Origin of the sequence: Thiohalophilus sp., assembly GCF_034521165.1 — a bacterium.
GTDB lineage: Bacteria > Pseudomonadota > Gammaproteobacteria > UBA6429 > Thiohalophilaceae > Thiohalophilus.
On record NZ_JAXHMV010000008.1, the window covers coordinates 578,874 to 590,291 of the forward strand.

Consider the following 11,418-nt stretch of genomic DNA (forward strand, 5'->3'; position numbering starts at 1 on the left):
ACACCGAAGGCTGTAGGAGCGCCTCCGGCGCGATAGGCCATACCGCGCGGAGAGATCTATCGCGGCGCAGCCGCTCCTACAATGCAGGGGCTCGAGGATTTTGATTTACCGCGTCACTCGCCACTCGTACCTGCGTCCGGAGGGCGCCGTGGGAGGGGCTTTCAGCCGCGACAGTCTATCGGGCTGCACGACCTGTCCGCGCCGGAGGCGCTCCCGCAGTTTCCGGTTATGACGCTTTTCCTCGTCCCTCGTAACTCGTCCCCCGGCCCTGAGTACAGGAGTGGTTTATGTCCTTTTACAAGCACCATGTCTTTTTCTGCGTCAATCAGCGCGAGGAAGGGGAAACCTGCTGTAACAATTTCGGCGCCCAGCGCCTGCGCGATTACGCCAAGCAGCGGGTCAAGGAACTCGGCCTGCACGGCAAGGGCGAGATCCGCATCAACAACGCCGGCTGCCTGGACCGCTGCGAGGAAGGCCCGGTGATCGTCGTCTACCCCGACGAGACCTGGTACACCTACATCGACGAGGAAGACATCGACGAAATCATCGAGGAACATTTGCTCAACGGCAGAATTGTTGATCGGTTAAAGATATAGAAAAGAAAGTTGGCAGTTGGCAGTTGGCAGTCATCCGGGGCCTGTAGGAGCGGCTGCGCCGCGATGGGCCCTGCTGTGTGGCACGTTCTATCGCGCCAAAGGCGCTCCTACAGTTTCCGGTTATGAGGCTTTTCCTCGTAATTCGTCCCTGTTTGAGGTGTAGGCCGGACATAGCGCAGCGGTGTCCGGCATCCCGAAAAATGCCCGATACCGCTGCGCTATATCGGGCCTACCTGGCTGAGTTGGCAGTTGGTGGTCTTCCGGGTTCTGTAGGAGCGGCTGCGCCGCGATGGGCCCTGCCGTGTGGCACGTTCTATCGCGCCAAAGGCGCTCCTGCCGCTTTGAGTCATAGGGTTATATTTCTGCGAACTGAAAACTGTCAGAATTAGTTATGAGTCAAAAATTGCTAATCGAAGGTGCGGTCGGCCAGCTGGAGCTGCTCATCGAAGAACCCGACAACCCGGCGCCGCAGGCCCCGGTGGCGGTGCTGTGTCATCCCCATCCGCTGCACGGCGGCAGCCTGACCAACAAGGTGGTGCATATCCTCGCCGCGACTATGAACCGGCTGGGCGCGACGGCGGTGCGTTTTAACTTCCGCGGCGTGGGCCGCTCGGAGGGCGAGTTCGACAACATGGTCGGCGAGCTGGAGGATCTGCGCGCGGCGGTCGAGTGGGTGCGGCAACACTACCCCGACGCGCCGCTGTGGCTGGGCGGCTTCTCCTTCGGCGCCCAGGTGGCGCTCAAGATGCACGCGCGGGTCGGGGCCGAGCGGCTGCTGGTCGCGGCGCCGCCCCTGTCGCTTTACGGCAGCGACGATCTGCCGGCGATCGCGATCCCCTGGCTCGTGATCCAGGGTAGCGAGGACGAGGTCATCGACGCCCACCAGGTCCGCGACTGGGTCGCCCGCCAGACCGCCAACCCGCCGCAGCTCATCTGGCTCGAGGGGGCCGGCCACTTCTTTCACGGGCGATTGAATGAGGTGCGCGAGGCGGTGATCGAGGCCTGGCCGAAGCTGTCGCCAGCGTTAAGAGCTCAGGGACGAGTTACGAGGGACGAGTGACGAGGAAAACCCGGGGCAAAGGGCTGTAGGAGCGCCTCCGGCGCGATAGACCGTGCCGCAAGGCAAGACCCATCGCGGCGTAGCCGCTCCTACGATCGATGAGGCCGGGTTTTGATTTTCCCCTCGTCACTCGTCACTCGTCACTCGTCCCTGCGCCCGGAGGGCGCCGGGAGCGCCTCTGGCGCGATAGGCCGTGCCACACGGCAGGGCCCATCGCGGCGCAGCCGCTCCTACCCCATCATTTTTCTGCCAACTGCCAACTGCCAACTGCCAACTGCCAACTGCCAACTCAGTACTTAGTACTCAGAACTCAGAACTCATCAAACCCTATGATATTTAAGGTATTTCCTGACTAAAAAAATCGGGCATCGGGGCTTGACTGAATATTGTCAATTAATTATATTAGCAAACACTGAAATACAGTTTTTAACTCCTCCATCCTCCTTATGGTGGTATTTGTGGCGCGGTTCCCCCCTTTTCCGCGCCTTTTTTTTGTCCGCAAAAAATGGCCCGTCCGTGCCGGCGGCTCTTGTCAGGGGCCCCCGATTTCTGTAAGATTCCGCCTCTTTTTTGCAGTAGTTTAATAACTTAAGGCTCGAGTCGATGAAAACCTTTAGCGCCAAGCCGGAAACCGTCAAACGCGACTGGTATGTGATTGATGCGACAGACAAAGTTCTGGGTCGCGTCGCTACCGAGATCGCCCGCCGCCTGCGCGGCAAGCACAAGCCGGAATACACCCCGCACGTCGATACCGGTGACTATATTATTGTCATCAACGCCGACAAGATCGCGGTCACCGGTAACAAAGAGTGGGACAAGATGTACCACCACCACACCGGCTATCCGGGCGGCATCAAGTCCGTCTCCCTGGACAAGCAGCGCGACAAGCACCCGGAACGGATCCTCGAGACCGCCGTGCGCGGCATGCTGCCCAAAAACCCGCTGGGCCGGGCCATGTTCCGCAAGCTCAAGGTATACCGCGGCGCGGACCACAATCACGCGGCTCAACAGCCCAAGGCACTGGAACTCTAGGCAGGAACCCTCATGGCAGATAACTATTACAGCACCGGCCGTCGCAAGAACTCCACCGCACGGGTCTACCTGACCCCCGGTAACGGCAGCATCAGCGTCAACAAGCGTCCCCTGGACGAATACTTCGGCCGCGAAACCGCCCGCATGGTCGTTCGCCAGCCGCTGGAGCTGACCGACCACACCGGCACCTTCGACGTCAAAGTCTTCGTCCGCGGCGGCGGCAACACCGGCCAGGCCGGCGCCATCCGCCACGGCATCACCCGCGCGCTGATGAAATACGAAGAAACCCTGCGTCCCGCCCTGCGCCGCGCCGGCTACGTCACCCGCGACGCCCGCGAAGTCGAACGCAAGAAAGTCGGCCTGCACAAGGCGCGTAAGCGTCCGCAGTACTCCAAGCGTTAAAAACGCTGCTGCGTTTTTAACGCAGGGCCGAGTGACGAGGGACGAGTCACGAGGAAAAGCACAGAACTTCAAGGAGGAAGGGGCATGGATGCACTCGAGAGCCTGGATGTCTGGAAACGGGCCTGCCGGTTGTCAGTCAGGTTGTACCAGACCCTGGCTGACTGCCGGGAATACAGCTTCAAGGATCAAATCACGAGGGCGGCACTTTCTGTGCCCTCGAATATCGCCGAAGGCTATGAAAGGGAAACTGACCGCACCCGCGTTCAGTTCTTCAAGATTGCCAAGGGTTCCTGCGGCGAGCTGCGAACCCAACTGATGATCGGTCGGGCAGCCGGATTTATCGAGGCTGAAACCGGCAAGGAAATGGAAGAAGAAGTCAGGGAAATTTCCCGGATGATATGGGGCCTGATTCGTCACTATCAGGATCAAGAAGACCTCGTCCCTCGTCCCTCGTGACTCGTACCTGTTCTATTGGGGACTCGTCTAATGGCAGGACGACGGACTCTGACTCCGTTAGTCTAGGTTCGAATCCTAGGTCCCCAGCCAAAATAGAAAAAGGCCGGTTTTTCCGGCCTTTTTCTATTTTCACCTGCCGGATCTCAATGGATGAGAACCGTTGGTTCGACAAAATCGCCGGGATGACGTGCAGGGAAGCACTAATGTCGCGGAAGGCAGGGATGCCGTGAGCGACTCGATTTTGGACAGCGGCGCGCTGTTTGCGGCGCTGGCCCGCAGGGCGAAGGTCATGGATGGCCGGAGCAATCCTGGGTCCCCAGCCACATTAAAAAAGCCCCTTATCAGGGGCTTTTTTAGTTTCCCGGTACTAGGGGCTAGGTTCTAGAAAATCCTGGGAGGATCCTGGTCCAGATTTATATAGGGATAGCAAGAATGCAGTTGCCCCTGGAATAGCGAAGTCAGAATCGCTAGCCCCTGGTAACTAGCACCTAGCTGTGATCTCTCAATAGGTTGTTCATCCGGAACGATCCCGGAAGAATGGAGGTGTGAACAAACCAACCTTCCAGGAGTCCCGGATGAACATTCATAAAAATGCCCGATTAACGCCTCAAGGTCGAGCCCTTTTGGTTCAACGTGTGCTCGAAGAGGGGCTGCGTCCCACCGAAGCGGCCCAGGCCGCCGGCGTCAGTCCCCGCACGGTCTATAAGTGGTTGGCCCGTTTTCGTGACGAAGGAGAAGTCGGTTTGCGGGACCGCTCTTCCCGGCCCCACGCCAGTCCCCGAGCGACCGCCGAGCCGGTCCGTGCCCAGATCATCGAACGCCGCCGCCAACGCCAGACCTACCGTCAAATTGCCCAGGCCCTGAACCTCGGCCATAGCACGGTCGCCCGACTGCTCCAACGTGAAGGACTCAATCGCCTCGGGGCATTGGCGCCGGGCCGGCCCGATAATCGCTACGAGCACGCGGCACCGGGGGACCTGTTACATCTGGATATCAAGAAGCTGGGCCGCTTTGTCCGCCCCGGGCATCGGATCACCGGGGAACGGCAGCGCAAAAGTCGCGGCGCCGGTTGGGAGTATGTGCATGTGGCCATCGATGACCACTCGCGGGTGGCCTTTAGCACGATTTACCCCGATGAGACCGGCCAAAGCGCCTGCCGGGCCTTGCTGGCGGCGGTGCGTTACTATGCCCACCTCGGGATCCACTTCAAGCAGGTGTTGACCGACAACGGGGCCTGTTACCAGTCCCGACGCTTTGCGCGACTGTGCCAACGCCTGGGACTGACACACCGCCGGACGCGGCCCTACAGTCCGCGCACCAACGGCAAGGCCGAACGGTTCATTCAAACCGCGTTGCGCGAGTGGGCCTATGCCCGGGCTTACGCCAGCTCAGACCAGCGGGAGCAGCATCTGTCGGCGTGGTTGCATCAGTACAACTGGCATCGGCCTCACGCGAGTCTGGATTACCAACCGCCTATCAGTCGACTGGGATTTTCCGTGAACAACCTTATGAGGTTACACACCTAGTGCCTGCCCGAAGGGCTTGGTCCCCAGCCACATTAAAAAAGCCCCTTTCAGGGGCTTTTTTAGTTTCCAGGTACTAGGGGCCAGGTTCTAGTAACTGCCAGAAGGGCTTTGTAGGAGCGCCTCCGGCGCGATAGACCGCACCGCGCGGCAAAGCCCATCGCGGCGCAGCCGCTCCTACGATCCAGGAAACCGATTTCGATCTTCCTCGTTATTCGTCACTCGCTCCTCGTCCCTGCCCGAAGGGCGATGGGGTTTGGCGGTCATATCCACGCCAATGGCACGCATGACCGCCAGCAGGGTTTTTAATGTCGGGTTGCCGGTTTCGCTGAAGCTGCGGTAGAGCTGTTCCCTTGACAGCCCCGTTTCCCGGGCCAGTTCGGTCATGCCTTTGGCGCGGGCGACAATCCCCAGGGATTGGGCGATATAACCGGCATCACCGGTTTCCAGCGCATCCGCCATGAAGGCGGCGATGGCCACGTCGCTATCAAGATGCTCGGCCGGGTCGAAATCGGTAAAGGTCTCAGTCATTTTGCGTTCTCCACTCATCGAGTATCTCTCTGGCGATATCAATATCCCGTTTTTGTCTGCCCTTATCGCCGCCGCACAGTAAAATGATCAGCGTGTCCCCCGCTGGTGAAAATAGACCTGATAACCCGGCCCATAGTGAATCCACAGCTCGTTGAGCCCCTGGCCCAGCGGGGTTACATCCGAGGGCCAGCCCTCCATCAGATGGTGAATACGAGCCAGGATGATCCCTTTGCCCTTTTCATCCTTGAGCCGCTTCATCCAGCGGTTGAATCGCTGTGATGAAATCCGTTTCATGTAATGATTGTAGTTTATAAATCACAGCAAAGGCAAGATATTGGGTTCAATGGCAAAGAAGACGCCGATCGTAGAACAGGGCCGAGTGACGAGGAAAATTGCCTTGCGCAGAAAGCTGTAGGAGCGCCTCCAGCGTCCTCCGGACGCAGTTACGAGGTACGAGTGACGAGGGACGAGGGACGAGGAAAAAATGCCTTACACCGAAGGCTGTAGGAGCGCCTCCGGCGCGATAGACCACACCACGCGGCAAGGCCCTTCGCGGCGCAGCCGCTCCTACCGATCCAGGGGGCCCCGGGGTTCTGATCTTCCTCGTTATCCGTACCCTGGATGGCGTGTCGGGGATGCCAATAGCCCCTCACAGAACTTCGGCGCAAAACTCGCTTGGGGTAAGGATGCGGGTTCGCTCGATGTTGCCCCGCTCAAGGAGTCCGGCGCGGCGATCGCCGGTAATCAGATAATCAGCCTCTCCGGCCAGGGCCATGGCCAGTAAAAAAGCATCGTCGGGATCGGTGGCCTCAATTTCCAGATTCAGGTTTTCGAGTACGATGGCCTGTTGCAGGTTGTTGATCATGTTGCCGATTCTGGCGGGTTGCAGCACCGCCCGAAGTTTGGGATAGCGACTGGCCCGGCGGATTTCATCCAGTTGCAGCTGTGAGGTAACGATTTCAAACCGCGAGCTGCGCCATGCCCGGTAAATCCTGTCCGGCGGGCCATGGGGAGAGATCAAGGCACTGAACAGGATATTTGAGTCAAGGACAACCCGCATTTACTGTGTGCGTGCCCAGTCGAGCGCCTCATTGACCATCGATGTCAGGTCGGATTCATCGACCTCGGCATTGGCCGCCTTGGCCTGTTCGGCCGTCAGTTCCAGGATGTGGGCGCGAACCGCCTCCTCGATGAAGCGGGAGAGGTCGCCTTTTTTGCCCCGGCCCTGGCTGGCCAGGTACAGCCGCAGCGACCGGTCGGTGTCGGCGGAAACCGCGATATTCCAGCGAATGGTAGACATGCGTCTGACTCCTGAATGCAATCTCTGGAAAAAATGATAGGTGTTTATGTGTTTATCTGCAACTGCGCACCCTCCGGGTGCAGGTACGAGGGACGAGTGACGAGTGACGAGTGACGAGGGGAAAATCCATCTTGACGTACATGAAGGGCGTGTCAGGAGCGCACCACGGGCGCGATTGTCGAAGCCGACACTGTCGTAGCTGGCACCGTCGCGGTCGAAGCCCGCTCCCACGGCGCCCTTCGGGCGCAGTGACGAGGTACGAGGTACGAGGGACGAGGAAAACCGCCTTGCGCAGAAGGCTGTGGGAGCGCCCCACGGGCGCGATAGACCCCGCAGCGCGGCAAGGCCCATCGCGGCGCAGCCGCTCCTACCGATCCAGGGAGCCCGGAGTTCTGATCTTCCTCGTAACTCGTCCCTCGTCCCTCGTCCCTGCACCCGGAGGGTGCGCTGTGGCAAAAATACAACATTACTCACGCTATGTTGTATTTATCAAAAAAAATGTTGCGAATACGCCAATGCTGCGTTATAACACACCACGAGTTTACTTAAGCACAACTCAATAACAGCTCTCACTACAAAAGAAAGAGGAGTTCATATATGAACAAGAAACTAATTGCAATCGCCGTTGCCGCCGGCATGGCCGCGCCGATGGCTGCTCAAGCCGACGCCACCTGGTACGGACAGCTTCAGGCCGAAGTCGCCAGCCATTCTTCCGATTTCACTGCTGCTGCATTTGATAACCATGTCTGGCAGAACACCCCTCGTTGGACTAACGACAATTTGCAGGTCGAAGATGACAAGCGCGGCCGTCTGGGCGTGAAGGGTTCTGAAGATCTGGGCGGCGGTCTGGCTGCCATCTACAAGTTCGAATTCCAGGTTGACACCACCACGGCCGATGTTGATGACGGCAATCGTAACGCCTTCGTGGGTCTGAATGGTGGCTTCGGTACCATCAAGGCCGGTTCCCTGAAATCGCCCTACAAATACTTTGGTGGCGTCAGCTACGATCCGTTCGTAACCACTTCAGCCGAAGCCCGTCGCTACGGCGGCATGACTTCCGGCCAGTTTGGTTCCAACGGTTTCTGGGACAACTCCATCAGCTACCAGAATGACTTCGGTGCCGCCAATCTGTGGGTGACCTACACCCCCGACGAGCGTGGCAACCAGGATGGTGATTACGCCGCGGGCCTGAAGTTCTCCGGCAGCAACTACGAAGCGTTCATTGCGACCGCCAGTGACGCCGACCAGGACAACAATGAAGCTACCCCCGATTTGGCCTATGATGCAATGAAGATCGGTGGTCAGTACAAGAGCGGTCCGCACAAGCTTTCCGCTCAGTATGAAATGACTACCCAGGAAACCGGCGGTGGTGATTTCGATGGTACTGTTCTCTATGTCAATTACGACATGAAGATGGGCAAGAACATCTTCACCGCTACCTATGGTGTGTCAGAGCTGGATCGAGGCGGTAATGATCCTGAAGGTACCTACATGCGTGTTGGTGTGACCCACAAGTTCACCAAGAGCACGCGCTTTATGCTGGCTTACATGAATGCTAATGCAGATTGGTCCACTGCTGGCGGTATTGATGGTGACAAGAGCACTGTAATGGGTGCCATGCGCGTCGACTTCTAAGACTTTGAAGTCTTAATAATAATAATATCAAGCAGTACTTCGGCGGGGCCTTCGGGCCCCGTTTTTTATGCACGCCCTTCGGGCAGGGACGAGTTACGAGGGCCGAGTGACGAGGAGATCCCGCTTGGCTAGGGTGCGTTCCACACACCATTATACTGCCGACTGCCGACTGCCGACTGCCGACTGCCGACTGCCGAACTGATGACCGATTTAACGTTATGGTCGCTGTTCCTCAGCGCTTTCCTCTCTTCGACATTACTCCCCGGCGGCTCCGAAGCAGTGCTGGCCTGGCTGGCCCATGAGCAGGCGCATACGTTGTGGCTACTTCTGGCAGTGGCAGCATGTAGGCCGGACTGAGCGTAGCGGTGTCCGGCATCCCGAAAAATGCCCGATACCGCGTTGCTATATCGGGCCTACCTGCTCACCACTCGGTACTCAGTATATCGTTCGTAGTGCCCGATAAAGCGCAGGGGTATCGGATAAATCACATCTTAAAAATAGAGATTCCAGGCGATGGTGATGCGAGGTGTATCGCCGGTATAGGGATGGACAAAATGGAGCAGTTCGGCCGGGAACATAACCATGGCGCCCTCTATCATCTCCGGGGCGAGTTCTTCGGTCGCAACGCCGGCTTCGGCGGGACAGCAGTACGGAATACGGGGGTCAACAAAAGCAAGCCGCCCGTCCAGAAAATGCTTGTCTTCTTTGTCGCCCGGCTGCAGACAGTAAACAATACTTGCCATCGAATCAGTATGACTGTGCGGGCTCAGGTACTCATGCTTTCTCGAGATGCTGGCCCAGCAGTTAGTGAGTTTGATTTCCGAAGCTTTTTTGCTGGTAGCTCGGGCAAGATATTCGATTGCCCGGGCATGTATTAGATCGGCCTCCGGAATTCCCCATTCGTGAACGTTACGCACCTTGCTACCGCCGATTTCCATGCGATGGGTCAGCTCGCCGGTTTTCTCCAGCTCCAGAATTCGTTCGACCAGAGGGGCATGATACTCATGAAAGTCAGTGAACTCGGTCCAGAACATAGGCGGGTGGGGATTCAGAGTCAGCACTTCCATATCGTCTGGCCAGATGTCGATGGCTTTGTCATTAATGGTGATAGAATGAGACATGTTAATAATGCTTTTCTATAAAATTCCGATTTAATTCAATACTATAGAACCCCAAGGGGCTTTGCAATAATGGTAAACATATAACGCTCTCGCCGACTCAGAAAAGCGAAGTTGGCAGACGTCAGAGTGCAGTTGACAGCAAAAAAGCCCTGACTCAGAGTTTTGCCAACTGCCAACTGCCAACTGCCAACTGCCAACTGCCAACTGCCAACTGCCAACTGCCAACTGCCAACTGCCAACTGCCAACTGCCAACTGCCAACTGCCGAGTGATGCCTGATTACCCGTTATGGGGCCTGTTCCTCAGACATCGGTGATTCGGGGGTGATGGTGCGTGGGACATATCCTACCGAACTGACAGGCGGGCATGGTTTACCTCGTCACTGCCCGGAGGGCCTGCTGTGGAGTCTGATATTGATCGGGATCGGTAAGACAGCCCGCTATGCGGTGGTGGTGTTTTTGTTTATGTAGCAGCTGAACAGAATCCTGTGGGAGCGCCCCACGGGCGCGACTGTCGATGCTGGCACTGTTCGCGGTCGAAGCCCGCTCCTACAAAGACCCTCTTCGTCCCCCCTCTGTAGGAGCGCACCTCGGGCGCGAATCTCGAAGCCGTTGCTGTCGCGGTCGAAGCCCGCTCCCACAAAAAAAGGCGAGCGGCGTTTTACGAGAAGAACCTTCACCACGAAGTCACGAAGCCACGAAGCCACGAAGTAAACCAATAATTCTTCGTGTCTTCGCGCCTTCGTGGTTCGTTTTTTCAATCCCGGAGGGCGGTGCCCCGGTTCGGGACTGGATGGCGGCCTGCAGTTCGATACAGGGCATTATTTTTCAAATGATTGAAGAGCGCTTTCTACCTGAATTGCCAGTGCTGGCAGATCTCGTTCAATGGTTTTCCAGACTACGTTCAGGTCAATCTTGAAGTAGCCGTGCGCCAAGACATTGCGGGTGCTGTATGCGGCATTGAGTGGAAAATCCGGGTACTGATGGGTAAAGTCAGGGAAGTGGCGCTGAATATTGCCCGCAGCTTCACCGATTATCTCAAGATTGCGAATTACCGCATCCTGTTTTTCCTCGTTGCGAAGAAAGGTCGAATGATCAATATCTACCAGGTATCGCTGGATGCGTTGGATTGCCTGCTGAATATGTTCGAGATAATCCTGCAAGGCAAGCCGGTCGCGCTTGCTCATACAGCACAGGCCTCATTCAGGGCATCTTCTTTCCATCTGTCCGGCAAGCTTCCTGGCGTCAGCACATCGACTTTCACACCAAGTAGCTCTGTCAATTCGGCATGAATGGCACCAATATCAAATAAGGACGTCTCGTCCGTTGTGTCGACGATAATATCCAGATCGCTGGTATCCGTATCCTCTCCATGAATCACGGAGCCGAATATCCGGGGATTACTGGCGTGGTGTCGTGCCACAATCCTGCGGATAGCCTCTCGATGGGTTTGCAATGCCTCTGAGGGTTTCATAGGTCTTTGAATCTTAGGGAAAAGTTATCGATTGTATTTATATTGTGGGTCGCCGGTGTGGGTTTTGCAAGTCTGAAAAAGTAACGAGGGACAGGGTGCGAGTGACGAGGGAAAATCACCCTGGATCGAAAGTTGTAGGAGCGCCTCTGGCGCGATAGACCGTGCCGCTCGGCAAGACCCATCGCGGCGTAGCCGCTCCTACGCATTATCGGACAACGAGGTTACACAATCTGCTCAGCACTCAGCACTCAGCACTCAGCACTCAGCACTCAGCACTCAGCACTCGATAT

At 57.2% G+C, this 11,418-nt stretch carries 14 protein-coding genes and 1 tRNA gene; 8 read left to right on the forward strand and 7 right to left on the reverse strand.

Annotated elements, in window-relative coordinates; all coding sequences use genetic code 11:
• The first annotated feature begins 287 nt into the window (after positions 1-287).
• The 7 genes from U5K34_RS07510 (at position 288) to U5K34_RS07540 (ending at position 5,072) form a co-directional block, all read left to right on the forward strand.
• Complete coding sequence (locus U5K34_RS07510; RefSeq protein ID WP_322567769.1) at positions 288-596, forward strand: (2Fe-2S) ferredoxin domain-containing protein; 309 nt, start codon at positions 288-290, stop codon at positions 594-596.
• Between the two features lie 391 nt (positions 597-987).
• Positions 988-1,656, forward strand: a complete 669-nt coding sequence (locus tag U5K34_RS07515; protein ID WP_322567770.1) for an alpha/beta hydrolase — start codon at positions 988-990, stop codon at positions 1,654-1,656.
• A gap of 603 nt (positions 1,657-2,259) precedes the next feature.
• Positions 2,260-2,688 carry a 50S ribosomal protein L13 gene (gene rplM / locus U5K34_RS07520; RefSeq protein WP_322567771.1) on the forward strand — a complete coding sequence of 143 codons (429 nt, stop codon included), beginning with the start codon at positions 2,260-2,262 and terminating at the stop codon, positions 2,686-2,688.
• A gap of 12 nt (positions 2,689-2,700) precedes the next feature.
• Positions 2,701-3,090 (forward strand): 30S ribosomal protein S9, encoded by a 390-nt coding sequence (gene rpsI / locus U5K34_RS07525; RefSeq protein WP_322567772.1) that lies wholly within the window; start codon positions 2,701-2,703, stop codon positions 3,088-3,090.
• 84 nt (positions 3,091-3,174) lie between these two features.
• On the forward strand, positions 3,175-3,546 hold the full coding sequence (locus U5K34_RS07530) for a four helix bundle protein (RefSeq protein ID WP_322567773.1): 372 nt from the start codon (positions 3,175-3,177) through the stop codon (positions 3,544-3,546).
• Positions 3,547-3,562: 16 nt separating this feature from the next.
• Positions 3,563-3,636 (forward strand) — tRNA-Gln (locus U5K34_RS07535).
• Between the two features lie 485 nt (positions 3,637-4,121).
• On the forward strand, positions 4,122-5,072 hold the full coding sequence (locus U5K34_RS07540) for an IS481 family transposase (RefSeq protein WP_322567774.1): 951 nt from the start codon (positions 4,122-4,124) through the stop codon (positions 5,070-5,072).
• Positions 5,073-5,246: 174 nt separating this feature from the next.
• Here U5K34_RS07540 and U5K34_RS07545 read toward each other — a convergent pair whose 3' ends face one another.
• From U5K34_RS07545 to U5K34_RS07560, 4 genes are all read right to left on the reverse strand, one after another.
• A complete protein-coding gene (locus U5K34_RS07545) occupies positions 5,247-5,600 on the reverse strand; it encodes an addiction module antidote protein (protein ID WP_322567775.1) in 354 nt (117 codons plus the stop codon).
• Between the two features lie 87 nt (positions 5,601-5,687).
• Positions 5,688-5,894, reverse strand: a complete 207-nt coding sequence (locus tag U5K34_RS07550; RefSeq protein WP_322567776.1) for a type II toxin-antitoxin system RelE/ParE family toxin — start codon at positions 5,892-5,894, stop codon at positions 5,688-5,690.
• A 355-nt stretch (positions 5,895-6,249) separates the two neighbouring features.
• Entirely contained in the window at positions 6,250-6,660 is a 411-nt protein-coding gene (locus tag U5K34_RS07555) for a putative toxin-antitoxin system toxin component, PIN family (protein WP_322567777.1), read from the reverse strand.
• On the reverse strand, positions 6,661-6,900 hold the full coding sequence (locus tag U5K34_RS07560; protein ID WP_322567778.1) for a ribbon-helix-helix domain-containing protein: 240 nt from the start codon (positions 6,898-6,900) through the stop codon (positions 6,661-6,663).
• A 597-nt stretch (positions 6,901-7,497) separates the two neighbouring features.
• On the opposite strand from U5K34_RS07560, the gene U5K34_RS07565 reads away from it, so the two are divergent.
• Positions 7,498-8,535 carry a porin gene (locus U5K34_RS07565; RefSeq protein ID WP_322567779.1) on the forward strand — a complete coding sequence of 346 codons (1,038 nt, stop codon included), beginning with the start codon at positions 7,498-7,500 and terminating at the stop codon, positions 8,533-8,535.
• Between the two features lie 491 nt (positions 8,536-9,026).
• On the opposite strand, the gene U5K34_RS07570 is transcribed toward U5K34_RS07565, so the two are convergent.
• The 3 genes from U5K34_RS07570 to U5K34_RS07580 all read right to left on the reverse strand — a co-directional run bounded on the left by U5K34_RS07570 (position 9,027) and on the right by U5K34_RS07580 (position 11,128).
• Positions 9,027-9,656: a putative 2OG-Fe(II) oxygenase gene (locus tag U5K34_RS07570; protein WP_322567780.1), complete on the reverse strand. Its 630-nt coding sequence runs from the start codon at positions 9,654-9,656 to the stop codon at positions 9,027-9,029.
• Between the two features lie 819 nt (positions 9,657-10,475).
• Entirely contained in the window at positions 10,476-10,841 is a 366-nt protein-coding gene (locus U5K34_RS07575; RefSeq protein ID WP_322567781.1) for a DUF86 domain-containing protein, read from the reverse strand.
• Positions 10,838-11,128: a nucleotidyltransferase family protein gene (locus U5K34_RS07580; RefSeq protein ID WP_322567782.1), complete on the reverse strand. Its 291-nt coding sequence runs from the start codon at positions 11,126-11,128 to the stop codon at positions 10,838-10,840. The genes U5K34_RS07575 and U5K34_RS07580 overlap by 4 nt, the downstream gene beginning before the upstream one ends.
• Between the last annotated feature and the right edge of the window lie 290 nt (positions 11,129-11,418).